22 protein-coding genes are annotated in these 23,977 nt (G+C 71.2%); 3 read left to right on the plus strand and 19 right to left on the minus strand.

All coding sequences use genetic code 11. From position 1 onward, the window contains the following. Positions 1–103 precede the first annotated feature (103 nt). From OG974_RS11080 to pgsA, 18 genes are all read right to left on the minus strand, one after another. Complete coding sequence (locus OG974_RS11080) at positions 104–1,243, minus strand: caspase family protein (RefSeq protein ID WP_327282527.1); 1,140 nt, start codon at positions 1,241–1,243, stop codon at positions 104–106. Further along, on the minus strand, positions 1,227–1,649 hold the full coding sequence (locus tag OG974_RS11085) for a hypothetical protein (RefSeq protein WP_328762180.1): 423 nt from the start codon (positions 1,647–1,649) through the stop codon (positions 1,227–1,229). The genes OG974_RS11080 and OG974_RS11085 overlap by 17 nt, the downstream gene beginning before the upstream one ends. After that, a complete protein-coding gene (locus OG974_RS11090) occupies positions 1,642–2,868 on the minus strand; it encodes a serine/threonine-protein kinase (RefSeq protein WP_328762181.1) in 1,227 nt (408 codons plus the stop codon). Before OG974_RS11090 ends, OG974_RS11085 begins: the two co-directional genes overlap by 8 nt. A gap of 31 nt (positions 2,869–2,899) precedes the next feature. Then, the gene (locus tag OG974_RS11095) at positions 2,900–5,338 is read right to left on the minus strand and encodes a bifunctional (p)ppGpp synthetase/guanosine-3',5'-bis(diphosphate) 3'-pyrophosphohydrolase (protein WP_327282530.1); all 2,439 of its coding nucleotides are present in this window, start codon (positions 5,336–5,338) and stop codon (positions 2,900–2,902) included. Between the two features lie 199 nt (positions 5,339–5,537). After that, a complete protein-coding gene (locus OG974_RS11100) occupies positions 5,538–6,089 on the minus strand; it encodes an adenine phosphoribosyltransferase (protein ID WP_371646327.1) in 552 nt (183 codons plus the stop codon). Further along, positions 6,086–7,144, minus strand: coding sequence for a protein translocase subunit SecF (gene secF, locus OG974_RS11105; protein WP_327282531.1), 1,059 nt, complete (start codon positions 7,142–7,144; stop codon positions 6,086–6,088). The genes OG974_RS11100 and secF overlap by 4 nt, the downstream gene beginning before the upstream one ends. Positions 7,145–7,147: 3 nt before the next feature. Beyond that, positions 7,148–8,929 (minus strand): protein translocase subunit SecD, encoded by a 1,782-nt coding sequence (gene secD / locus OG974_RS11110; protein WP_327282532.1) that lies wholly within the window; start codon positions 8,927–8,929, stop codon positions 7,148–7,150. Between the two features lie 153 nt (positions 8,930–9,082). Further along, on the minus strand, positions 9,083–9,583 hold the full coding sequence (yajC, locus tag OG974_RS11115; RefSeq protein WP_327282533.1) for a preprotein translocase subunit YajC: 501 nt from the start codon (positions 9,581–9,583) through the stop codon (positions 9,083–9,085). Positions 9,584–9,746: 163 nt separating this feature from the next. Beyond that, positions 9,747–10,808 (minus strand): Holliday junction branch migration DNA helicase RuvB, encoded by a 1,062-nt coding sequence (gene ruvB, locus OG974_RS11120; protein WP_327282534.1) that lies wholly within the window; start codon positions 10,806–10,808, stop codon positions 9,747–9,749. Positions 10,809–10,873: 65 nt separating this feature from the next. Then, complete coding sequence (gene ruvA, locus OG974_RS11125) at positions 10,874–11,506, minus strand: Holliday junction branch migration protein RuvA (RefSeq protein WP_327282535.1); 633 nt, start codon at positions 11,504–11,506, stop codon at positions 10,874–10,876. Continuing rightward, positions 11,503–12,033, minus strand: coding sequence for a crossover junction endodeoxyribonuclease RuvC (gene ruvC, locus OG974_RS11130; RefSeq protein WP_328765154.1), 531 nt, complete (start codon positions 12,031–12,033; stop codon positions 11,503–11,505). Before ruvC ends, ruvA begins: the two co-directional genes overlap by 4 nt. 186 nt (positions 12,034–12,219) lie before the next feature. Then, positions 12,220–12,972 carry a YebC/PmpR family DNA-binding transcriptional regulator gene (locus tag OG974_RS11135; protein ID WP_327282536.1) on the minus strand — a complete coding sequence of 251 codons (753 nt, stop codon included), beginning with the start codon at positions 12,970–12,972 and terminating at the stop codon, positions 12,220–12,222. A 57-nt stretch (positions 12,973–13,029) separates the two neighbouring features. After that, positions 13,030–13,620, minus strand: coding sequence for a pyridoxal 5'-phosphate synthase glutaminase subunit PdxT (gene pdxT, locus OG974_RS11140; protein WP_328762185.1), 591 nt, complete (start codon positions 13,618–13,620; stop codon positions 13,030–13,032). A 6-nt stretch (positions 13,621–13,626) separates the two neighbouring features. After that, a complete protein-coding gene (gene pdxS / locus OG974_RS11145) occupies positions 13,627–14,544 on the minus strand; it encodes a pyridoxal 5'-phosphate synthase lyase subunit PdxS (protein WP_327282538.1) in 918 nt (305 codons plus the stop codon). Between the two features lie 129 nt (positions 14,545–14,673). Next, positions 14,674–15,213: a hypothetical protein gene (locus tag OG974_RS11150; RefSeq protein WP_327282539.1), complete on the minus strand. Its 540-nt coding sequence runs from the start codon at positions 15,211–15,213 to the stop codon at positions 14,674–14,676. A gap of 404 nt (positions 15,214–15,617) precedes the next feature. Continuing rightward, positions 15,618–16,787: a glycosyltransferase family 4 protein gene (locus OG974_RS11155; RefSeq protein WP_327282540.1), complete on the minus strand. Its 1,170-nt coding sequence runs from the start codon at positions 16,785–16,787 to the stop codon at positions 15,618–15,620. Then, positions 16,784–17,689 (minus strand): phosphatidylinositol mannoside acyltransferase, encoded by a 906-nt coding sequence (locus OG974_RS11160; protein ID WP_327282541.1) that lies wholly within the window; start codon positions 17,687–17,689, stop codon positions 16,784–16,786. Before OG974_RS11160 ends, OG974_RS11155 begins: the two co-directional genes overlap by 4 nt. After that, complete coding sequence (gene pgsA / locus OG974_RS11165) at positions 17,689–18,354, minus strand: phosphatidylinositol phosphate synthase (protein WP_327282542.1); 666 nt, start codon at positions 18,352–18,354, stop codon at positions 17,689–17,691. Before pgsA ends, OG974_RS11160 begins: the two co-directional genes overlap by 1 nt. 242 nt (positions 18,355–18,596) lie before the next feature. Here pgsA and OG974_RS11170 point away from each other — a divergent pair, with 242 nt between their 5' ends. Further along, positions 18,597–20,792, plus strand: coding sequence for an elongation factor G-like protein EF-G2 (locus tag OG974_RS11170; RefSeq protein WP_327282543.1), 2,196 nt, complete (start codon positions 18,597–18,599; stop codon positions 20,790–20,792). Positions 20,793–20,930: 138 nt separating this feature from the next. Then, positions 20,931–22,595 carry a hypothetical protein gene (locus OG974_RS11175; protein WP_327282544.1) on the plus strand — a complete coding sequence of 555 codons (1,665 nt, stop codon included), beginning with the start codon at positions 20,931–20,933 and terminating at the stop codon, positions 22,593–22,595. A 60-nt stretch (positions 22,596–22,655) separates the two neighbouring features. Here the strand turns inward: OG974_RS11175 and OG974_RS11180 are convergent, their stop codons facing one another. Beyond that, positions 22,656–23,216, minus strand: a complete 561-nt coding sequence (locus tag OG974_RS11180; RefSeq protein ID WP_327282545.1) for an HIT domain-containing protein — start codon at positions 23,214–23,216, stop codon at positions 22,656–22,658. Positions 23,217–23,283: 67 nt separating this feature from the next. Between OG974_RS11180 and OG974_RS11185 the strand changes: the two genes are divergently transcribed. Beyond that, complete coding sequence (locus OG974_RS11185) at positions 23,284–23,973, plus strand: ion channel (RefSeq protein WP_327282546.1); 690 nt, start codon at positions 23,284–23,286, stop codon at positions 23,971–23,973. The last annotated feature ends 4 nt before the right edge of the window (positions 23,974–23,977 follow it).

Consider the following 23,977-nt stretch of genomic DNA (forward strand, 5'->3'; position numbering starts at 1 on the left):
CCGCGGCTGGTCCGGCCGCGCGACCCGGGACGGCCCCCGGGCGCCGCCGAGGTACGTACGAGGGCCCCGGTACGGAAACTCCGTACCGGGGCCCTCGTACGTGTCAGGGCCGGTTCCGCGTGTCGTCCTGGATCAGGTCGAGCGCGTGGTCCAGTACCTCGCAGGCGTGGAGGTGGTTCCCGGATTCCTGCAACAGCCCCGCCAGCCGCCGGCACACCAGGACGGCCTCGGGACGGTAGAAGCGGTGCACGCGTACGAACGCCTCCTCCAGGACGGCGATGGCCTCGCCGAGCTGCCCGGTCTCGGCCAACATGTCGGCCAGTTCGAACTGGACGGCCAGGAGGTCGCCCTCGCCCGCCCCCGACCGCTCGCGCAGGGCCAGCCGCAGGACCGGCAGCGCGTCCCGGGTCCGCCCCGCCGAGCGCAGGGTGCGGGCCAGCGCCAGTCCCGTTCCCACCATGGCCGTCTGGAGATCGCCGCGGAGCACGGGCCCGGCCGGCACGCCGCGCGGCGCGCGGGCCCGGTTGCGGACGATCTTCAGTCGTCCGACGCCGTTCTCCTGGGCGTGCTGCGGCAGCGGGCGGTTCTTGCTGCGCAGCCGGAACTCCAGGGTGCGGAACAGGGTGTCGAGGTCGATCACCTCGGGCCCGTCCGGGATCCCCTCGCGCAGCACCTTGATCAGCTCCCCGGAGAAGGCGGTGTGCCGTTCCCCGTCCGGCGCCAGGGCCACCCGGTCCCCCGGTGAAGCGCTCAGGAGGTAGGCGCCTTCGACAGCGGTCTCCGCGGCGACCCCGTCCCCAGCGGTGAGGATGCGTGCTGCGCGCCCGCTGAAGCAGCAGTCGAGTACCACCACCTTGCGGGCGGCGCGGGAGGCGCGCACGGCCTCACGCAGGTGTTGGTAGGCGACGGCCGTGTAGCCGACGTTCTCCCGCGAGCCGTACAGGGCCAGGAACAGGTCGGCCGAGTCGGCGTCCCGCATGCCGTGGCCCGCGAAGTAGACGAGCAGGGTGTCGGTGGCTTCCTCGCCGGCCTGGTGGACGGGGTCCAGCAGGTCGGAGGGGTACGAGGGGTTGCGCACGAGCGTCAGGTGCCGCTCGGGCAGTCCCCAGACGGTGGCGTCCGCGAGCTCGGCGGCCAGGTCCTCGATGTTCGCTTCGACCGCCGGCAGCCCGGGCAGGTCGCGGTATCCGGCGCTGCCGATGAGCACGGCTCGGGAGCCCGCCGGGTCAGGAACTCCCGTCATCGTCCCCGTCCAGTGCGGCCACGATGCGACGCACCGACTCGGGGTCGGCGGCCTGCGGGCCGTCGATCCGCACCTCGTACGGGCCCCTGCGGAGGGTGAGGCCGGGCGGGCGGCGGCGGGCCAGCCGCCACTGCAGGACCGTGAAGACCAGGGAGACGGTGGACAGCCCGCTCTCGACGGCGAGTTGCAGCACGTCGAAGCCGCCGGCGTTCATATGGCCGTCCTGCGGTCGCACCAGGTCGGATCCGCCGCCGTCCGGGTCGCCGTTGCCGGCGGGCAGTTCGCCACGGATCCGGCCGCGCACGGCGCGGCCGACGGTCTCGTCCTCGCTCAGCCAGGCCAGCAGCGAGCGCAGCTCCGCCTCGGGGTCGCCGTCGCGTCCGACCCTTAACTCGAACTCATTCATCCGTGTCGTTCCTTCCTGCTCCGATGCGCGTACTGACCCGCGCGAAGAGTTCCAGGGCCGAGGCCGATGCCCCCAGCCGGACCAGGCAGACGGCCTTCCAGTACTGGCAGGCCAAGGTGGTGGGGTGGTCCGCGCCGAGCGTTTCCCGGCAGTACGGGAAGATCCCGTCGAGGATGTCGGCCGCCTCCTGAACGTCGCCGCGCAGGAGCAGCCCGACGGCTTCGCGCTGCCGGGCCACGGCTGAGGGCTCCGTCATGCGGCTGCGGACCAAGCGGCGGATGTCGATGCTCAGGGTGACCGGCTCGGGCTCGTGGGAGGAGGTGTTCCAGTGCCCCGGCGCCTCGGCGGGGCCGACGTGCCGTGGGACACGGGGTGCCTCCGGCACGGTGCCGGGCTCCGCGGCCCAGGGCGAGAGGAGCCGGATGGCCTCGGCGGTGTCCGCGGGCCGGTTCGCGGGGTGCTTGGCGCAGAGGCTGTCCACGACCTCCGCGAAGCCGTCCGGCACCTGGGCCACCACCTCGCGCAGGGGAGGCAGTCCTCGGAGGATCCGGTACACGACGGGGGCGTGACTGTCCTCCGCCGCCCCCGCCGGGGGCTTTCCGGTGAGCATGAAACGCAGGCAGACGCCGACTCCGTACAGGTCCGATGCCGGCGTGGCCCTGGTTCCGTCGAAGCGCTCCGGGGCGAGGTAGCCGACCGTACCCACCACGACGCCGCCCGCGGTGTCGTCGTCCTCCACCAGCTTCGCGATGCCGAAGTCGTACAGCACCACCCCGCGGCTGGTGAGCCGGACGTTCTGCGGCTTCACGTCCCGGTGGAGCACTCCGCTGGCGTGTGCCGCGGCCAGCCCGGAGAGCATGTCCACGGCCACCCGGCAGGCCCGGTCCACGGGCAGCGGCTGTCCGAGCCCGGCGACCAGCTCGGACAGGTCCTCACCGTCGAGCAGCTCCATCAGCAGGTACGGGACGCCCTCGTCCACGCCGGTGTCGTAGACGTGGACCACACCGGGGTGGCTGATCCGGGCGAGGGCGACCCCCTCGTCCCGGAACCGCTGGGCGTCGCCCTCACGAAAGCCGCCGTGGAGGCACTTGATGGCCACCCGCCGTTCGAGCCGGAGGTCCTCCGCCTCGAAGACCACGCCCATGCCGCCCCGGCCGATGACCCGGACGGGCTCGTAGCGTCGGCTGAGGCCGCGCGGAAACATGTCGTACGTGCCCACGCGCGCCCCCCGGTGCGGCTTCAGACGGTGCTCACGGCCTCCTTGCAGAAGTCACACGGTAGACGTCGTAGACGCCTTCCACACCCCGTACGGCCTTCAGGACGTGACCCAGGTGCTTCGGGTCGCCCATCTCGAAGGTGAAGCGGGAGGTGGCCACGCGGTCGCGGGAGGTCTGGACGGCGGCCGAGAGGATGTTCACGTGCTGGTCCGACAGGACCCGGGTGACGTCCGACAGCAGGCGGGACCGGTCCAGGGCCTCGACCTGGATGGCGACGAGGAAGACCGAGGACTGGGTCGGCGCCCATTCGACTTCCAGCATCCGCTCGGGCTGCTGGGAGAGGGAGTCGACGTTAACGCAGTCCGCACGGTGAACCGATACGCCGCTGCCACGGGTGACGAAGCCGATGATCGGGTCGCCGGGGACCGGGGTGCAGCAGCGGGCCAGCTTGACCCAGACGTCCTCGACGCCCTTGACGACGACACCGGGGTCGGCGTTGCCGCGCCGCTTGCCGCGGGCGCGGGACGGCGGGACGCTCTCCTCGATGTCCTCGTTGGCGGCTTCCTCGCCGCCGAGGGCCTGCACCAGCTTCTGGACGACGCCCTGCGCGGCCACGTGGCCCTCGCCGATCGCCGCGTACAGGGAGGAGATGTCGGGGTAGCGCATCTCGTGCGCGAGGGTGACGAGCGAGTCACCGGTGAGGATGCGCTGGATCGGCAGGTTCTGCTTGCGCATGGCCCGCGCGATGGCGTCCTTGCCGTGCTCGATGGCCTCCTCGCGGCGCTCCTTGGAGAACCAGGCGCGGATCTTGTTGCGGGCACGGGGGGACTTGACGAAGCCGAGCCAGTCGCGGGAGGGGCCCGCCCCTTCGGCCTTGGAGGTGAAGACCTCCACCAGGTCGCCGTTGTCGAGGGTCGATTCGAGCGGGACGAGGCGGCCGTTGACGCGAGCCCCTATGGTCCGGTGGCCGACCTCGGTGTGGACGGCGTACGCGAAGTCCACGGGGGTGGCGCCGGCGGGCAGCGCGATGACGTCGCCCTTGGGCGTGAAGACGAAGACCTCGTTGCGGGAGAGGTCGAAGCGCAGCGAGTCGAGGAACTCGCCCGGGTCCTCGGTCTCCTTCTGCCAGTCGAGCAGCTGGCGCAGCCAGGCCATGTCGTTGACGGTGTCCTGGCCGGCGCTGCCCTTGGCGGCCTGCGGGACGTCGGTGCGGACCTTGGAGGTGCCGGCGACGGTCTGCTGCTTGTACTTCCAGTGCGCGGCGATGCCGTACTCGGCGCGGCGGTGCATGTCGAAGGTGCGGATCTGGAGTTCGACGGGCTTGCCGCTGGGTCCGATGACCGTCGTGTGGAGCGACTGGTACATGTTGAACTTGGGCATCGCGATGTAGTCCTTGAACCGGCCGGGGACCGGGTTCCAGCGCGCGTGCACCGTGCCGAGGGCCGCGTAGCAGTCCCGTACGGTGTCGACGAGGACGCGGATGCCCACCAGGTCGTAGATCTCCGCGAAGTCACGGCCGCGGACGATCATCTTCTGGTAGACGCTGTAGTAGTGCTTGGGGCGGCCGGTGACGGTGGCCTTGATGCGGGCGGCCCGCAGGTCGGTCTGGACCTCGTCGGTGACGATCGTGAGGTACTCGTCGCGCTTGGGCGCCCGCTCGGCGACGAGGCGGACGATCTCGTCGTACATCTTCGGGTAGAGGATGGCGAAGGCGAGGTCTTCGAGCTCCCACTTGATCGTGTTCATGCCCAGCCGGTGGGCCAGCGGGGCGTAGATCTCCAGGGTCTCGCGGGCCTTCTTCTCCTGCTTCTCCCGCTTGAGGTAGCGCATGGTGCGCATGTTGTGCAGGCGGTCGGCGAGCTTGATCACCAGGACGCGCGGGTCCTTGGCCATGGCGACGACCATCTTGCGGACGGTCTCGGCCTGCGCGGCCTCGCCGAACTTGACGCGGTCGAGCTTGGTGACGCCGTCGACGAGCAGGGCCACGGCGTCGCCGAAGTCGCGGCGCAGGTCCTCCAGCCCGTACTCGGTGTCCTCGACGGTGTCGTGCAGCAGGCCCGCCATCAGGGTGGCCGGGTCCATGCCGAGCTCGGCGAGGATGGTGGTCACCGCGAGGGGGTGGGTGATGTACGGGTCGCCGCTCTTGCGCTTCTGGCCGCGGTGCCAGCGCTCGGCGACCTGGTACGCCTGCTCGATCTGGCGCAGCGTCGCCGTCTCGATCTTCGGGTCGTTGCTGCGGACTATACGGAGCAGGGGTTCCAGAACCGGGTTGTACGGGTTGGAACGCTGGACGCCGAGGCGGGCGAGCCGGGCGCGCACGCGGTTGGAGGAGCCGGCCGACTTCCCGGGCGCCGGCTTCGCGGGCGCGGGCTTCACGGGCGGAGCCGGCGGGGGCGTGGCGGGGGGCGTCGCGGCCCGCTCGGCCTGCGGGTCGGGCTGCGCGGCGGAGATTGGCTGGACCTCGTCTGGCAAGAGCGCTCCTCTGGGGGTCCCCCGGACGGAGTCCGGGGGAGGATCCGGTGCCCCGGTCAGGTCCGGACAACCAATGGTAGCGATGGTTCCGTCGCCCCGTTCCCCGCGCCCACCCCACGGACGGGGCCCCGGCCCCGCACATGCGCAAGCGGCGGCCACCCGGGAGTCCCGGGTGGCCGCCGCTCCGCGGAGGGCTTCGTCAGACGATGATCAGCGCGTCGAGCGGGGCCCCCGCAAGGGCGCCGGCCAGCCGCTCGCGGCCCGGCAGGAACGACAGCTCCATCAGGACCGCCACACCGGCGACCTCCGCGCCGGCCCGCCGGATCAGCGAGAGCGAGGCGTCGGCGGTACCGCCGGTGGCCAGCACGTCATCGATGACCATGACCCGGTCGCCGGGCGCCAGGTCCTCGGCGTGGACCTCGATCTCCGCGGTGCCGTACTCCAGCTCGTACGACTGCGCGAGCGTGGCGCCCGGCAGCTTTCCGGCCTTGCGCACGGGCACGAAGCCGATGCCCGCCTGGACGGCCACCGGCGCCGCGAGGATGAACCCGCGCGCCTCCAGCCCGACGATCTTCGTCGCACCGTACTGCCCGGCCAGCTCCACCAACGTGTCCGTCAGGGCCGCGAAGGCCTTCGGGTCGGCCAGCAGCGGGGTGATGTCCTTGAACATCACGCCCGGCTTCGGGTAGTCCGGTACGTCCTTGATCCGGCTGAGCAGCAGCTCACGCGCCACGGGGGACAGCGGGCTCACCGGCGCCGTCCCGCCCGGCCCTGGGACACGACCTGCGGGGTGGTCTCGTCCTCGTACCCCTCGTCCTCCGGGGACTCGCCCTTGGCCGCCGCGGCCGCCCGCTTGGCGAGCACCCGCTTCTTCAGCGCCTTCATCGCCGGCTCGCGCTCCTTGAGGTCCACGACCAGCGGGGTCGCGATGAAGATCGAGGAGTACGCACCGGCCGCGAGGCCGACGAACAGCGACAGCGAGATGTCGTTCAGCATGCCTGCGCCCAGGAAGCCGCCGCCGATGAAGAGCAGGGCCCCGACCGGGAGCAGCGCCACGACGGTGGTGTTGATCGAGCGGACCAGGGTGCCGTTGATGCTGCGGTTGGCGATCTCGCTGAACGTGTAGCGGGTCTGCTTGGTGATGTCCTTCGAGCCCTCCTTCAGACCGTCGAAGACGACGACGGTGTCGTAGAGGGAGTAACCGAGGATCGTCAGCAGACCGATCACGGTGCCCGGCGTGACCTCGAAGCCGACCAGCGCGTACACGCCGACGGTGATGGTGAGGTCGTGGATCAGCGCGATCAGCGCGGCGACCGCCATCCGCCACTCGAAGGCGATGGCGAGGTAGATCACCACGAGGACCATGAAGATGCCGAGGCCGGTCCATGCCTTGTTCGCGATCTGGTCGCCCCAGCTGGGGCCGACCAGGTCCGCGTTGATGTCGGCCTCGCCGACCTTGAGGTCGGTGGCGAGCTGCTTCTTGACGCCCGCCGCGTCGTTCGTGTCCAGACCCGAGATCTGGATGCGCAGGCCCCCGGTGCCGAGCTCCTGGACGATCGCGTCGTGGCCCGAGGCCTTCTGCGCGACCTCGGTCGCCTTGGCGACGGAGACGGCCGTCTTCGGGGTGGTGAAGACGGCACCGCCCTTGAACTCGATGCCCATGTTGAGGCCCTGAACGGCCAGGGCCACGATCGCCGTGATGGTGATCAGGATGGAAACGCCGTACCAGATGAAGCGCTTGCCGACGAAGTCGTAGCCGACCTCACCGCGGTACAGCTTGGCGCCGAGATCTCCCAGCTTCGACATCTCTCACGCCTCCTTTACGTCGACGGGAGCGGTGGCGGAACCGGAACCGGTGCCGCGGCGGGACCGGCGCAGCGGCGGCTTGACACCGAGCCGCTTCGGGTCCAGTCCGGACCAGGGGTGACCGCTGGAGAAGAACTTCGTGCGGGCCATCAGCGTCATGATCGGCTTGGTGAAGAGGAACACCACGACCACGTCGAGCACGGTCGTCAGACCCAGGGTGAAGGCGAAGCCCTGCACCTTGCCGACGGTGACGATGAACAGCACCGCAGCGGCCAGGAACGACACGAAGTCGGAGACCAGGATGGTGCGCCGGGCGCGCGGCCAGGCCCGCTCCACGGCGGGGCGCAGGGTGCGGCCCTCGCGGATCTCGTCGCGGATGCGCTCGAAGTACACGATGAACGAGTCCGCCGTGATGCCGATGGCGACGATCGCACCGCAGACGGCGGGCAGGTTCAGCGCGAAGCCGATGCCCTTTCCGAGCAGCGCCATGATCGTGTACGTGAGGATCGCGGACACCAGGAGGCTGACGATGGCGATGAAGGCCAGGCCCCGGTAGTACACGAGCAGGTAGATCACCACGAGGATGAGGCCGATGGCGCCGGCGATCAGGCCGGCCTTCAGCTGCTCGCCGCCGAGCGCGGCGGTGACGGTGGTGACGCTGTCCTCGCTGAAGGAGAGCGGCAGGGCGCCGTACGAGAGCATGTTGCCCAGGTCCTGCGCGGACTGCTGGGTGAAGCCGCCGGAGATCTCGGCGTTGCCGCCGGTCAGCGCCTGGCTGACGGACGGGTCGGAGACGACCTCGCCGTCGAGCACGATCGCGAACTGGTTCTGCGGCATCTGCTTGGTGGCGAGCTCACCGGTGATCTTGGCGAACTTGTCGGCGCCCTTGTCGGTGAACTGCATCGTGACGATCCACTGGCCGCGCTGGGAGTCGATGACGCCCTTGGCGTCCTTGACGTCCGTACCGGCGACACCGGCGGGGCCGAGGATCCACTTGCCCCAGGTGTCGCCGCGCTTGCCACAGGCCAGCGTCGCGTCCTCGGGCTTGACGCCCTTGCCCACGGCGGCGCGCTGCGCCTCGTTGGTGCAGTCCAGCGCGGCGAACTTCGCCTGCAGGTCGGCGGCGGCCGCCTCGATGCCCGACGGGGTCGGGGTGGGAGCCGGGGCCTTGTCGTCTGCCTTCTTCGACTCGCTCGCCGAGGGCGAGGGAGTGGGGGTGCCCGGGGCCTTGAGGGCCTCGCTGAGCACACGGCCCTGGGAAGTGGCGCTGGACGACGGGGTGGCCTGGGCACTGGGCTTGGTGCCACCCTCGGCCTTCGGGGCGCCGGAGCTGCTCGCGGAGGGGCTCGGCGTGGCCGCGGGGGCTGCCGGGGCGCCGTCGGCGAAGGCCAGGACCGGGCGGAAGTACAGCTGGGCGGTGGTACCGACCTGCTCGCGCGCCTGCTTCTCGTTCGTCCCCTTGGGGATGTTCACGATGATGTGGTCGCGGCCCTGCGTCTGGACCTCGGCCTCCGACACGCCGAGACCGTTGACGCGGCGCTCGATGATGCCGACCGCCGTGTTCATGTTGGTCTCGTTGATCGCGTCCGGCTTGCCGGGCTCGCTCTTGGCCTTGAGCGTGATGCTCGTGCCGCCCGCGAGGTCGATGCCGAGCCGGGGAGTCGTCTGCTTCGTGAGGAACATCCCCGCGGTGAGCGCCACCATCGCGATCAGGATGATCGCCAGGGCGCGCCCCGGCCTCCCCTGAGCCCCCGTGGGCCGCCGGCCCTTCTTCGGTGCTGCCACCTTGTCGTATCTCCCTGTCCAACCGCCCTGCGCCGGGTCAGCGCGCGGACGGCCACGAAATGTGTGGTGGGGACCCCTGCCCCCCGCAGAAGTGTCACTGACGGGGACCGCGGCGGCCGCCGGTCAGGCGCCTGCACGGTCCCCGGCCGCGCGCTACTTCGCGCCGGCCTCGCCGTCGCCCTTGCCGTCCTTGGGCTCGGAGTCGTCCGCGTCGTCGGCCTTGGCCTCGCCCGCCTTCGGCTCCTCGGCCTCGGGCTCGTCCTTCTTGCCCAGGTCGAGCTTCGGGGCGTCGGCCTCGTCCGCGCCCTTGTCCAGGGTCAGCGAAGACGCGTCGTCCGGAACGACCGGCGTGTCGATCGTCAGATCATCACTGGCGCCGTGGACGATGCGGTTGTACTCCGCGTCATCCAGGACGGCACCGATGGAGTTCTTCGCGTAGATCGCGTGGACACCGGGTGCCACCTCAAGGGTGACGGTGTCCTCGCCGATCTCCTTCACCGTGGCGTACATGCCGCCGATGGTGCGGACACCCGTGCCGGGCGTCATGTGGTCACGCATCTGCGCGGCCGCCTGCTGCTTCTTCTTCGCGGAACGGGTCATCAGGAACATCGCCCCGATGAGCACGATGAACGGGAGGAGTGTCACGAGATTCACGGGACGGAGATCCTTCGCACGACCGCACGGGATACGGCCTTTTCTACGGGGGTGGGCATGCCGACCTGAAGGGTCGGCATCGGCGGAGTCTAGGCGAGTCCGCACCGATGGAACAACGCCCAGCATGGCACCGCAGTTCCTGACCGGGCGAACCTCCGCGCCGTCAGGCCCCGAACAAGCCCTGTTGTCCGCTTGATCCACTCCCGGCGTGCTGCGGCGGGACGAGTCCCAGGTGAGCCCATGCGGCGGGGGTCGCGACCCGGCCCCTGGGCGTACGGGCCAGCAGCCCCTCCCGTACCAGGAACGGCTCGGCCACCTCCTCCACGGTCTCCCGCTCCTCGCCGACGGCGACGGCGAGGGTGGACAGCCCGACGGGACCGCCGCCGAACAGCTTGAGCAGGGCTTCGAGCACGGCCCGGTCCAGCCGGTCGAGCCCGCGCGCGTCCACTTCGTAGACCTGGAGGGCGGTTCCGGCCACCTCGCGGGTGATCACCCCGTCGACCTTGACCTGGGCGTAGTCGCGGACGCGGCGCAGCAACCGGTTGGCGATGCGCGGGGTGCCGCGGGAGCGGCCGGCGATCTCGGCGGCGCCGGCCGTGTCGATCTCCACGTCGAGGAGGCGGGCGGAGCGGTGGATGACGCGTTCCAGCTCTTCGGGGGCGTAGAACTCCATGTGCCCGGTGAAGCCGAAGCGGTCGCGCAGCGGCGGCGGCAGCAGTCCGGCCCGGGTCGTCGCCCCGACGAGGGTGAACGGCGGCAGTTCCAGCGGGATCGCGGTGGCCCCGGGCCCCTTGCCGACGATCACGTCGACCCGGAAGTCCTCCATGGCCATGTACAGCATCTCCTCGGCGGGCCGGGACATGCGGTGGATCTCGTCGAGGAAGAGGACTTCGCCCTCCTGGAGGGAGGAGAGGATCGCGGCCAGGTCACCGGCGTGCTGGATGGCGGGGCCGGAGGTGATCCGGATCGGCGCGCCCATCTCGGCGGCGATGATCATGGAGAGGGTGGTCTTGCCGAGGCCGGGCGCGCCGGAGAGCAGGACGTGGTCGGCGGTGGCCCCGCGCTGACGGGCCGCCTTGAGGACGAGGTCCAGCTGCTGGCGGACCTTCTCCTGGCCGACGAACTCGCCGAGGTCCTTGGGGCGTAGAGCCGCCTCGACGGCGGTGTCCTCGCCGTCCGCGGCCGCCGCCACGATCCGGTCGTCGCTCTCGTCATCCCAATTCACGCTGTCAGTCTGCCTTCTGCGTCGGTGCGGTGGTCGGTGCGGGTCCCCGGCGGGGAACGGCCGGGTCAGCGGGCCCGGTTCAGGGACTGGAGGGCGGCCCGGAGGAGCTGCGGGACGGGGGCGCTGCCGCCGGCGGCAATGGCGGCCTCGGCCTGCGGGGTCACCGCCGAGACGGCCTCGTCCGCCTCCCGGGGCGCGTAGCCGAGGCCGATCAGGGCCGCGGAGAGCTGCTCGGTCCAGGGGGCGGGCCCGGACGCGACGGCCCGCTGAGCGCCGACCAGGGCGCCGGTGCCCAGCGGGGCGCCGAGCTTGTCCTTCAGCTCCAGCAACAGCTTCTGGGCGCCCTTGGGCCCGATCCCCGGCACCGCCGTCAGGGCCTTCGCGTCCCCGGAGGCGAAGGCGACCCGCAGCGCGTCCGGGCTGTGCACGCCGAGCATCGCCTGCGCCACCCGCGGACCGACCCCGCTCGCGGTCTGGAGCAGTTCGAAGACCTGCCGCTCGTCGTCGTCGGCGAAGCCGTACAGCGTCAGCGAGTCCTCCCGTACCACCAGGGAGGTGGCCAGCCTCGCCGTCTCGCCCATCCGCAGGCCGGCGATGGTGGTGGGCGTGCACTGCACGGCCATGCCCACTCCCCCGACCTCGATCACGGCCAGGGTGGGGGCGAGCGCGGCGACCGGGCCGCTGACGAAGGCGATCATGAGGGGCGGCCTTTCGAGGCGTGCAGGGCGACCGCCTGCTGGAGACGGTTCTGGGCGGGGGCCCGCCAGATGTGGCAGATGGCGAGGGCGAGGGCGTCCGCGGCGTCGGCCGGCTTGGGCGGGGCGGAGAGCCGCAGCAGCCGGGTCACCATGGCGCCGACCTGAGCCTTGTCGGCCCGGCCCGAGCCGGTGACGGCGGCCTTGACCTCGCTGGGGGTGTGCAGGGCGACCGGTATCCCGCGCCGGGTGGCGCAGAGCATGGCAACTGCACTCGCCTGGGCGGTGCCCATCACCGTACTGACGTTGTGCTGGCTGAACACCCGCTCCACGGCGACGATTTCGGGCCGGTGTTCATCGAGCCACTGCTCGATGCCCGCCTCGATCGCGACGAGCCGGTGCCCCAACTCCGCGTCCGCGGGGGTGCGTACGACTCCCACGCCGATCATGGTGAGGGGCCGGCCGGCGACACCCTCGACCACGCCGACACCGCACCGGGTCAGCCCCGGGTCCACGCCGAGTACGCGCACCACGCCCCTCCCCTCTTCGCGGCCGAGCCGCCGCCGTTCTGACTACCGCAGAGGTGGTGGCTCGGCGTCGTGGCTGATCGATCGATGGTTGCGGTCGCCAGACTAACCGCTGCCTATGACAACGCGACGGGCCGACGGGGTGTGTCCCCGTCGGCCCGTCACCACACGATGAGCTGAGGCGAAGCCTTACGCGTCGACCTTCTCCATGACCTCGTCGGAGACGTCGAAGTTGGCGAAGACGTTCTGCACGTCGTCGCTGTCCTCCAGCGCGTCGATCAGCTTGAAGATCTTGCGCGCGCCCTCTTCGTCCAGCTCGACCTGCATGGTCGGGACGAAGTTGGAGTCGGCCGAGTCGTAGTCGATGCCGGCGTCCTGGAGCGCGGTGCGGACCGCGACCATGTCCGTGGCCTCGCTGATGATCTCGAAGGTGTCGCCGTTGTCGTTGACCTCTTCGGCACCGGCCTCCAGCACCGCGCCGAGGACGTCGTCCTCGGTCAGCTCGCCCTTCGGCAGGATGACGACGCCCTTGCGGTTGAACAGGTACGAGACGGAGCCCGGGTCGGCCATCGAGCCGCCGTTGCGGGTCATGGCGACGCGCACGTCGGACGCGGCACGGTTGCGGTTGTCGGTGAGGCACTCGATGAGCACCGCGACGCCGTTCGGGCCGTAGCCTTCGTACATGATCGTCTCGTAGTCCACGCCGCCGGCCTCAAGGCCGCCGCCGCGCTTGACCGCGGAGTCGATGTTCTTGTTCGGGACCGAGCTCTTCTTGGCCTTCTGGATGGCGTCGTAGAGGGTCGGGTTGCCGTCGATGTCGGCACCGCCCATACGGGCCGCGACCTCGATGTTCTTGATCAGCTTCGCGAAGAGCTTGCCGCGCTTGGCATCGATCACGGCCTTCTTGTGCTTCGTCGTAGCCCATTTAGAGTGGCCGGACATCCGCCTGTCTCCTTCGCGTAACCAACAGTGTTCATCTCAGATCCTACCGGGACCTGATTACAGCCCGGCGCGCACCATGTCGACGAAGTACGCGTGGACCCGGTCATCGCCGGTCAGCTCGGGGTGGAACGAGGTGGCGAGGACGTTGCCCTGGCGCACGGCCACGGTGTGGCCGTCGTACGAGGCGAGCACCTCGGCGGAGGCTCCGACCGACTCGACCCACGGGGCGCGGATGAAGACGCCCTCGACCGGGCCGCCCTCTATGCCGGCGAATTCGATCTTCGCTTCGAAGGACTCGTTCTGACGGCCGAAGGCGTTGCGGCGGACGATCATGTCGATGCCGCCCAGCGTCTCCTGGTCGTCACGGCCGTCGAGCAGCTTGTCGGCGAGCATGATCATGCCGGCGCAGGTGCCGTACACGGGCATGCCGGACTTCACGCGCTCGCGCAGCGGCTCCAGCATGCCGAACAGGACGGCGAGCTTCGACATGGTCGTGGACTCGCCGCCGGGGATCACCAGTGCGTCGACCTCGGCGAGCTCCTCGGGACGCCGGACCGGCCTGGCCACGGCGTCCGCCGCGGCCAGGGCGATCAGGTGCTCCCGTACATCGCCCTGGAGCGCCAGGACACCGATAACGGGGGTGGTCATGAGTGACTACCAGCCGCGGTTGGCGTAGCGCTCGGCCTCGGGCAGCGTGTCGCAGTTGATGCCGACCATGGCCTCGCCCAGGTTGCGGGAGGCGTCCGCGATGATCTTCGGGTCGTCGTAGAAGGTGGTGGCCTTCACGATGGCGGCAGCGCGCTTGGCCGGGTCGCCCGACTTGAAGATGCCGGAGCCGACGAAGACGCCCTCGGCACCGAGCTGGCGCATCAGCGCGGCGTCGGCCGGGGTGGCGACGCCACCGGCGGAGAACAGCACGACCGGGAGCTTGCCGAGCTCGGCGACCTCCTTGACGAGCTCGTACGGGGCGCGCAGCTCCTTGGCGGCGGCGAACAGCTCGTTGTTGTCGTAGCCGCGCAGGCGGGCGATCTCGTTCTTGATCTGGCGCAGGTGGCGGACGGCCTCGACGACGTTGCCGGTGCCGGCCTCGCCCTTGGAGCGGATCATGGCCGCGCCCTCGGCGATGCGGCGCAGGGCCTCGCCCAGGTTGGTGGCACCGCAGACGAAGGGGGTGGTGAACGCCCACTTGTCGGAGTGGTTGACCTCGTCGGCCGGGGTCAGGACCTCGGACTCGTCGATGTAGTCGACGCCGAGGGACTGCAGGACCTGGGCCTCGACGAAGTGGCCGATGCGGGACTTGGCCATGACCGGGATGGAGACGGCCTCGATGATCTCTTCGATCATGTTCGGGTCCGACATGCGCGCGACGCCGCCGTCCTTGCGGATGTCGGCGGGAACCCGCTCCAGGGCCATGACGGCCACGGCGCCGGCGTCCTCGGCGATCTTCGCCTGCTCGGCGTTGACCACGTCCATGATCACACCGCCCTTGAGCTGCTCGGCCATGCCGCGCTTGACGCGGGAGGTGCCGATCGCGGACTCGGCGGCCTGCGGGGTGGAGGGAAGCGTGCTCACGGATTGACCTCACTCGAAAGGAAGACGGGTGCTGCGGTGGTACTCCGCCGAGCAAACCGCCCCCGACCAGTCCACCGCAAGGGCCAATGAGGAGCCAGTGGCCCCTTTCGAATTGGCCTTTGGGTACAACTAGGGGCGGTCGGCAAGATCCACCGGAGGCTCATCGTCCATTTCGAAGGCGAGCGGGAACGGGGCGTGGCCGGCCAGCCGGAACCAACGGACCTTGCGGTGCCGGCGCAGCGCGCGGGCGGCCCGTACGGCGTCGTTGTGGAACCGGCGCGCCATGGGCACCCGGCGGACGGCCGCGGCCAGCTGCTCGGCGGCGGCCTCGCCGCCGGGCGCGGCCTTGAGCGCCTCGACCTGGTCGGCATCGGAGAACACGGCGCGCAGCGCCTGGCTGAGCTCGCTCTCGGCGACCTCGCGGTACTCCTCCTCGGCCTGGCGGGCGCCGTGGGCGGCCTCGTACAGGACGATCGAGGAGGCGGGGTCGAGCACTCCGGAGGTGGCCACTTCGAGCACCACCGAGGCACGCCGCACGAGCTGCGCGTCGAGGGCGGCGCGGGCGGCGTCCATCCGCGAGTGCAACCGGTCCAGCCGTCCGGCGGTCCAGCTGAGGTAGACCCCGATGACGCCGAGCGCCAGGGCGGTCCAGACAAGGGTTTCGATCACGGCCCGCGACAATACCCGCTGCCGCCCCACCCACCCCCTTCGGGCGACCGCAAGGCCTGCCGCCCCGGCGAACCCAACGAACCCGTCGGCCCTGCCGCGCGGGGACCCCGCCGGGCCCGGGGGGATGCCGGGCCCGGGGGCCTGCCGGGTCCGGGACGGGCAGGCTCTGCGGCCCCCGGGGGGATGCCGCAGGCCTGCGGCATCCCCCCGGGGGGACGCCAGGCCGGAGGAGGTCCCGGGGGCCAGGTCGACCGGGCCCCGGGGGCGGCAGGCCGACGGGTCGCGGGGGGGCGCAGGCCGACCCCGGGGGGCGTCAGGCCGACGGGGCGCGGGGGGGGCAGGCCGACCCCGGGGGGCATCACGCCGACGGGGCGCGGGGGCAGGCCGATGAGTCCCCCGGGGCGTCAGGCCGAGGGGTCGCGGGTGAGGCCCAGGCGGGTGCGCAGGCTGACGCGTTCGTCCGTGGCCACCGCCGCCGCGCCGTCCGTCACCGTTTCGTAGACCGCCAGGATGTCCGCCCCGACCGTCGACCAGTCGAAGCGGCGTACGTGGGCGGAGCCGCGGGCGCTGAGTTCCGCGCGCCGCTCCGGATCACCCAGCAGGGCCACCGCGCCGGCGGCCAGCGCGTCCGCGTCCTCGTTGGCGAACAGCTCGCCCGCCGCCCCCTGGTCCAGGACCTGCGCGAACGCGTCCAGGTCGGAGGCCAGCACCGCGGCCCCCGCCGACAGCGCCTCGACCAGGATGATGCCGAAGCTCTCGCCGCCCGTGTTCGGGGCCACGTACACGTCGACGCTGCGCAGCAGCCGCGCCTTGTCCTCGTCGGAGACCATGCCCAGGAACTCCACGCGGGCGCGCAGGTCGGCGGGCAGGGAGGCCACGGCCTCCTCCTCGTCGCCGCGGCCCGCCACGAGGAGCCGTACGTCCGGGCAGGCTTCCACGATCTTGGGGAACGCCGCCATCAGGACGGGCAGCCCCTTGCGGGGCTCGTCGATCCGGCCGATGAAGCCCAGGGTCTGGCCGGACCAGTCGGGGTTCGGGTCGGCCTTGGCGAAGAAGTCGACGTCGACGCCGTTGGGGATGACCACCGCGTCGCCGCCCAGGTGCTCGACGAGCGTGCGGCGCGCGTACTCGCTCACCGCGATCCGCGCGCTGATCTTCTCCAGCGCCGGCTGGAGGATCGGGTACGCGGCGATCATGGCCCGCGAGCGCGGGTTCGAGGTGTGGAAGGTGGCCACGATCGGCCCCTGGGCCGCCCAGCAGGAAAGCAGCCCCAGCGAGGGCGAGGCCGGCTCGTGGATGTGGATCACGTCGAAGACGCCGTCGTGCAGCCAGCGCCGCACCCGCGCCGCCGACAGGAAGCCGAAGTTCAGCCGGGCCACCGACCCGTTGTACGGCACCGGCACCGCCCGCCCCGCCGAGACCACGTACGGCGGCAGCGGCGTCTCGTCGTCCGCCGGGGCCAGCACCGACACCTCGTGGCCGAGGCGGATCAGGTGTTCCGCGAGGTCCCGGATGTGGAACTGGACGCCACCGGGCACGTCCCAGGAGTACGGGCAGACAATGCCGATCTTCACGCGGAGCGCTCCTCCAGGTCGTCCAGCCACAGCCGCTGCAGCATGTGCCAGTCCTCCGGGTGCTCGGCGATCCCCTGGGCGAAGGCGTCGGCCATCGCCTGGGTCATCGCGGCCGTCTTCTCGGTCCGGGAGCCGGTCCGCGGGACCGGGATCTCGGGGTGGATCCGCCCGCGCAGCTGCGGGCTTTCGCCGTAGTACAGCGTGACGGGCAGCAGCGCCGCGCCCGTCTGCTGCGCCAGCAGGGCCGGCCCGGCCGGCATGCGCGCCGCCGAGCCGAAGAAGTCCACGCCGACCCCGGAGGCCGACAGGTCCCGGTCGGCGACCAGGCAAATCAGCCCGCCGGAGCGGAGCCGGCGGGCGAGGGTCCCGAAGGAGGAGGGGCCGTTGTGCGGCAGCACCTCCATGCCGAGGCTCTCCCGGTAGACGACGAAGCGGTCGTACAGGGATTCGGGCTTGAGCCGCTCCGCGACCGTGGTGAACGGAAGGCCCAGGTGCCCGGTGACCCAGGCGCCGGCGAGGTCCCAGTTGGCCAGGTGCGGCAGCGCGGCGATCACACCGCGCCCGGAGGCCACGGCCTCGCGCAGGATGTGGTCGTCCTTGATCTCGACGTCCGTGCCGAAGCGCTTCGGGTCCATCGCCGGCAGCCGGAAGGACTCCATCCAGTAGCGCATGTACGAGCGCATGCCGGCCTGGGAGAGCTCCCGCAGCCGCTCCGGCCCGGCGTCGGGTACGACGCGGGCCAGGTTCGACTCCAGCCGCAGCACGCTCTTGCCGCGCTTCTTCCACACGAAGTCGGCTATCCGGCGGCCCAGGGCCACCGCGGCCGGCTCGGGGAGCTTCTTCACCCCGGCCCAGCCGAGCCCGTACAGGCCGTCGACCAGCTTGTCCTGCGCCGCGCCCATCAGGCCGCACCGCCCTCTGCCACGGCGGCGGCCGCGTCGGCCTCGGTCGCCTCACGGCGTACGGTGACCACCCGCTGGATCAGCGTGACCAGGGAGCCCACCGCGACGATCCACAGCGCGACCGGCAGCAGCACCTCGATCCACGAGGGCACCCCGAAGATCACCAGGCCGGACAGACCGGCCGCGACCAGCGAGATCACCAGCCGCTCGGCGCGCTCGATGAGCCCGTTGACGGCGACCGGCAGCCCGATCGACTCGCCGCGGGCCTTCGTGTACGAGACCACCTGGCCGCTGGCCAGGCAGAAGATGGCCACTGCGCACAGCACGTTGTCGTTGCCGGAGCCCGCGTACCAGAGCGCGAGGCCCCCGAAGATCGCCGCGTCAGCCACCCGGTCGAGCGTCGAGTCGAGGAAGGCGCCCCAGCGGCTGGAGACGCCCGCCTGGCGGGCCATGTTCCCGTCCACCAGGTCGGAGAACACGAACAGGGTGATCGTGATCGTGCCCCAGAAGAACTCACCGCGGGGGAAGAAGACCAGCGCTCCCGCCACCACTCCGGCCGTGCCGATCAGGGTGACCGCGTCCGGGCTCACCCCCCGCCGGAGGAGAAAAGCGGCGAATGGCGTGAGAACACGCGTGAAGAATGCACGCGCGTACTTGTTCAGCATGGCCTTCCCGGAGGGTCGGTGGGCCGCACGGCCCCATCGGCCACCGGCTGGCCCATCGTAGCCAGCGCCCCGGGCCCGTACTGCCGCGCACCCACCGGTTCGCGCCAGACAATGCGCGGTCCATGCCCGCGTCACGCTCCGGACGGCGCCGGGTACTACGTATGGACGCAGTGTGACGCCAGTGCAAAGCTCGAAGGACCCCGATCAACCTCCTCACCGTCACACCGGGAGGCACGAGCACCATGGGAGCCACATCACACCAAGCCGGAGCCGCCGGCAGGGCACCGACGGTCGACCGGCCGTCGTCCGTTCGGAACGTCGTGCTGGTCGGCCACACCGGAGCCGGCAAGACCACACTGGTCGAGGCCCTCGCCCTGACGGCCGGGGCCGTCAACCGCGCCGGCCGGGTCGAGGACGGAGGCACCGTCTCCGATTACGACGAGATCGAACACCGGCAGCAGCGGTCCGTACAGCTGTCCCTCGTCCCCGTCGAATGGGGCGGAATAAAGATCAACATCCTGGACACCCCCGGATACGCCGACTTCGTCGGCGAGCTCAGGGCCGGTCTGCGCGCCGCGGACGCGGCCCTTTTCGTCGTCTCCTCCTCCGACGGCATCGACGGCGCCACCCGCATGCTCTGGGACGAGTGCGCGGCCGTCGGCATGCCCCGCGCCATCGTCGTCACCCATCTGGAGGCCGCGCGCGCCGACTACGCACAGATGACCACCGTCTGCGGCGAGAGCTTCGGGGCCGAGGACCCCGACGCCGTCATCCCGCTCTACCTGCCCCTGTACGGGCCTCCCGGCCCGGACGGGCACAGCCCGGTCGCCGGCCTCCTCGGCCTGCTCTCCCGGCGCGTGTACGACTACACCTCCGGGGAGCGCGTGGAGCGCGACCCCGAGCCCGCCGAGCTCGCCCTCATCTCCGACGCCCGCTCCCGCCTCATCGAGGGGATCATCGCGGAGAGCGAGGACGAGAGCCTCATGGACCGCTACCTCGGCGGTGAAGACATCGACGTCAAGACGCTCGTCGACGACCTGGAGCGCGCCGTGGCCCGCGGCACCTTCCACCCCGTGCTGATGGCCGCCCCCGCCGCCGACGGCGCCCGCCAGGGCCTCGGCACCGTCGAGCTCCTGGAACTGGTCACCGGCGGCTTCCCCACCCCCCTGGAACGCGCCGCCGTCCCGGTCACCGCCCCGGACGGCGCCGATCGCCCGGCCGTCACCTGCGACCCCGACGGGCCCCTCGTCGCCGAGGTCGTCAAAACCTCCTCCGACCCCTACGTCGGGCGCGTCTCCCTCGTCCGCGTCTTCTCCGGCACCCTGCGCCCCGAGGAGACCGTGCACGTCAGCGGGCACGGCCTCGCCGACCGCGGACACGAGGACCACGACGTCGACGAACGGATCGGCGCCCTCACCTCCCCCTTCGGCAAACAGCAGCGCACCCTCACCCAGGTCATCGCCGGCGACCTCGCGTGCGTGGCCAAACTCACCCGCGCCGAGACGGGCGACACCCTCTCGGCCAAGGACCGGCCCCTGCTCATGGAGCCCTGGCCGATGCCCGACCCGCTGCTCCCCCTCGCCATCGAAGCCCACAGCAAGGCCGACGAGGACAAGTTGTCCCAGGGCCTGGCCCGGCTCGTCGCCGAGGACCCCACGATGCGGCTGGAGCAGAACCCGCACACCCACCAGGTCGTCCTGTGGTGCCTCGGCGAGGCCCACCAGGACGTCGCCCTCGAACGGCTGCGCACCCGCTACGGGGTCCAGGTCGACCCCGTCCCGCACAAGGTGAGCCTGCGCGAGACCTTCGGAGCCAAGGCCGCCGGCCGCGGCCGCCACGTCAAACAGTCCGGCGGCCACGGCCAGTTCGCCATCTGCGAGATCGAGGTCGAACCGCTCCCGCCCGGCAGCGGCATCGAGTTCGTCGACAAGGTGGTCGGCGGCGCGGTCCCCCGGCAGTTCATCCCGTCCGTCGAGAAGGGCGTGCGCACCCAGGCGGCCCGCGGGGTCGCCGCCGGCTATCCACTGGTCGACGTGCGCATCACCCTCCTCGACGGCAAGGCGCACTCGGTGGACTCCTCCGACGCCGCCTTCCAGACCGCCGGTGCGCTCGCCCTGCGCGAAGCCGCCGCCGAAGCCCGCATCCACCTCCTCGAACCGGTCGCCGAGCTCGCCGTCCTCGTCCCCGACGAGTACGTCGGCCCCGTCATGAGCGACCTGGCGGGCCGCCGCGGCCGCGTCGTCGGCACCGAACAGGCGGGCCCGGGCCGCACGCAGGTCCGCGCCGAGATCCCCGAAATCGAAATCGGCCGGTACGCCGTCGAACTGCGCTCGGTCTCGCACGGCACGGGCCGGTTCACCCGCGCCTACGCCCGACACGAGCCCATGCCGCCCCAGATCGCCGACAAGGTGCGGGAACAGGTCGAGAAGGGAACCTGATTGACATAGCGCCGGAAGCCGCCCACCCAACCTTCTTGCGGTGGGCGGCATTTCCCTGTCCCATGACCATGGGAAGAGATACGCCGATAGGCTCATCTGCGCGGCAAAAGAGCACGACGCACAGCGATGGGGGCAACGGTGGCGGACGACGGATTCGACTTCAGGCCCGGGGCACAGATCCCCCTCCAGGGGTCCGGCGGGCAGACCGCGGCGACCAACGCCCTCGCCTCGGCCGCGTACCGGGACGGCGGCAACGACACCAAGCTGTCCGAAATACTCAAGGCGGACAACGAGTACCACAAGTCCACAGTCAAGCCCCCGAAGATCTCGCTCTTCGAGCCCAACCTGGGCGAGGCGTTCTGCCGCGCCGTGGAGGCCCGCACCCTCGGCGCCGGCCGCAAACCGCTCATCCAGTCCTTCGGCGCCGACCCGCAGACCGTCGTCGAGCACTGTCTGGCCGCCTCCCGCATCCGCAAGGAACGCGACCGCAAGCTGCGCCTGATCATGCTGGTCGCCGGCGTGCTCTTCTTGCCCGGCCTGCTGCTGTGGCTGGGGCTCTTCCAGCTCCGCAAGACGCTTTCCAAGGGCGAGGGCAAGCGTTCCTGGATGGGCACCCTGCTCCTCGTCGGCGTCGCCGTCGTGGCGGCGGTCCTCATGTTTCGGCTGCCGTTCACCGGTTTCCTCGGCCTCTACCTGCGCGGCATGATCATCGCCCCGGCCGTGGGCTGGCTCCTCGCCCGCCGGATCTGCGAGTCCACCGCCGCCGACCTGCGCTCCCGCTGGGACGGTCTGCTGGCCGGCAGCGGCATCGGCGCCAAGATCCCCGAGGCGGTGCCCGGCAATCCCGACGAGAAGGCCCGTGAAGACCTACGGCACTCGCTGGCCAAACTCACGGCCGAGGACCGCAGCAACTCCGTCTTCTACGCCGGCCCCAAGGGCATCCTCGGCATGGGCACCCGCTGGGGCAGCTGGCAGATGGCCGAGGAGCTCGCGCCGAAGACGGAGGGCATGGAGATCCACCCGTTCCGCAGCTGGGACGTCATTCGGGCGGTCGACACCGAACTGCGCAAGCTGGAGCGCGGCCCGCTGCACACCGGCGGCCTGCCGCCCGCCTCGATCCAGCACTGGGTCGTCACCCCGATCGGCGAAGGCGCCGGCGAGGTGGCCCGCCCCACCGGCGCGGACGTCGACACCTTCCTCGTCAAGTCGCACGAGATCACCCGGATCTGCAACGAGCAGCAGTTCAGCGGCGGCAACCGGCACTACCTCGGCATCCAGTACCCGCTCTGGGACGGCCAGTTGGTGATCACCATGCTGGTGACGGTCACCGTCCTCTACAAGACCCTGCGCGTCGAGGTGACCGGGCACGCGCTCGGACCGGTCCACGGCCTGTTCACCAGCAAGTCGGCGGCCCCGAAGGTCGAGGTACCGAAGTCCGTCCGGTTCTGGGAGACCGTCGAGCGACCCCTGCCGCTGGTGGACGCCCAGGAAGTGGTCCGCCTCTCCGTCCGCGCCCCGCTGACCTGGTTCCCGCCGATCCTCGATTTCTTCGGCGGCAAGCTGGTCCTGCCCGAGCCCTTCGGTCTGCGGCACGTCTGGGCGGGCCAGCCCTGGCGCCACCGCTTCATGGCCGACGACGCCCTGCGCGCCGCGACCCCGGTCCTGCGGGCGGTGCACGCGGCGGCGCTGCGGGTCCTGGAGGAGAACGGCGCCGACGTCGACCGCTTCAGCAACCGCTCGGCGATCGTCAGCGGGCTCGTCCAGGACGCCGCCCCGCGCAAGGCGGACGCGTACGACGCCTAGGCAAGGAAGCCCCAGGGCCGGCACACGGCCCCGGGGCATCCCTTCGGTCCAGCGTCCGGGCTAGCCTTCGGGCCACGCCTCGGCGAGCATCTGGCGGGTGTCCGCGAGGAGTTGGGGCAGCACCTTCGTGTGGCCGACGACCGGCATGAAGTTCGTGTCCCCGCCCCAGCGGGGCACGATGTGCTGGTGCAGGTGCGCCGCGATACCGGCCCCCGCCGCCGCGCCCTGGTTCATGCCGATGTTGAAGCCGTGCGCCCCGGACGCCTTGCGCAACGCGACCATGGCCCGCTTGGTGAGGTCGGCCAGCTCGGCCGTCTCGGCGACGTCGAGGTCCGTGTAATCGGCGACGTGCCGGTACGGGACCACCATCAGGTGGCCGCCGTTGTACGGGTACAGGTTCAGCACGGCGTAGACGTGCCGGCCCCGGGCCACGACCAGGCCGTCCTGGTCGGACATCTCCGGAATCCCGCAGAAGGGACAGCCGTCTCCGGCCTCCGGACCGGTCGGCTTGTTCTCCCCCTGGATGTACGCCATCCGGTGGGGCGTCCACAGACGCTGGAACGCGTCCTGCGTGCCCACACCGATCTGCTGCTCCGGCTCACTCGTCATGGGATGCAGCATATGACCTTGCCCCCGCAGGGCGTGTCGCCGGGGCGAAGACCGGAGGTCCGGCCGGGATGCTGGGCCCATGCGCGCACAAGCCGAGACCCGCGACGCCGCCTGGGAGCGCCGTACGGAGCTGCCCCTGTTCTACGCCTCGCTGGTGTTCCTCGCCGGGTACGCGGTCCGTGTCCTGGCCAACGATGCGCACCACGTCCTGCGGGACGTCGCGAGCATCGTGGTCCTGGTCACCTGGCTCTGCTTCATCGTGGACTTCCTGGCGCGGATGGTCCTCAGCCGCCAGCGGCCGCGGCGTTTCATCCGGATGCACTGGCTGGACGCCCTGGTCGTCCTGCTGCCGACGCTGCGGCCGCTGCGGATGGTCAAGGTCCACGACGCCATCCAGGCCAAGCACGACCGCCCGCGTCGCAGCCTCTACCCGCGCGTGATCACGTACGCCGGTCTCTCGTCGCTGCTGCTCGGCTTCTCCGGCTCGCTCGGCCTGTACCACTCCGAGCGGCATGACCCGGCGTCCCCGATCAAGACGTTCTGGGACGCGGTGTGGTGCGTGTGCCAGACGCTGACGACGGTCGGCTACGGCGACGTGGCCCCGGTGACCCCGGAGGGACGGCTGATCGCGGTCGGGCTGATGACCTGCGGCCTGGCCCTGCTGGGCGCCGTGACGGGTTCTTTCTCGTCCTGGCTGATCCAGACCTTCCGCCGGGAGGGCGAGGAAGAGGGGCCCTCGGGAGACGGAAGTTCTCCCGGGGCCCCTTGACGAG

It is taken from the genome of Streptomyces sp. NBC_00597, from assembly GCF_041431095.1.
Lineage (GTDB): Bacteria > Actinomycetota > Actinomycetes > Streptomycetales > Streptomycetaceae > Streptomyces.

Coding starts and splice junctions, on each gene's coding strand:
- OG974_RS11080 (WP_327282527.1), bottom strand. CDS start 1,243: ATGACGGGAGTTCCTGACCCGGCGGGCTCCCGAGCCGTGCTCATCGGC.
- OG974_RS11085 (WP_328762180.1), bottom strand. CDS start 1,649: ATGAATGAGTTCGAGTTAAGGGTCGGACGCGACGGCGACCCCGAGGCG.
- secF (WP_327282531.1), bottom strand. CDS start 7,144: ATGTCGAAGCTGGGAGATCTCGGCGCCAAGCTGTACCGCGGTGAGGTC.
- ruvA (WP_327282535.1), bottom strand. CDS start 11,506: ATGATCGCCTTCGTCAGCGGCCCGGTCGCCGCGCTCGCCCCCACCCTG.
- OG974_RS11135 (WP_327282536.1), bottom strand. CDS start 12,972: ATGTCCGGCCACTCTAAATGGGCTACGACGAAGCACAAGAAGGCCGTG.
- pdxT (WP_328762185.1), bottom strand. CDS start 13,620: ATGACCACCCCCGTTATCGGTGTCCTGGCGCTCCAGGGCGATGTACGG.
- OG974_RS11160 (WP_327282541.1), bottom strand. CDS start 17,689: ATGGGCGCGGCGCAGGACAAGCTGGTCGACGGCCTGTACGGGCTCGGC.
- pgsA (WP_327282542.1), bottom strand. CDS start 18,354: ATGCTGAACAAGTACGCGCGTGCATTCTTCACGCGTGTTCTCACGCCA.
- OG974_RS11170 (WP_327282543.1), top strand. CDS start 18,597: ATGGGAGCCACATCACACCAAGCCGGAGCCGCCGGCAGGGCACCGACG.
- OG974_RS11180 (WP_327282545.1), bottom strand. CDS start 23,216: ATGCTGCATCCCATGACGAGTGAGCCGGAGCAGCAGATCGGTGTGGGC.
- OG974_RS11185 (WP_327282546.1), top strand. CDS start 23,284: ATGCGCGCACAAGCCGAGACCCGCGACGCCGCCTGGGAGCGCCGTACG.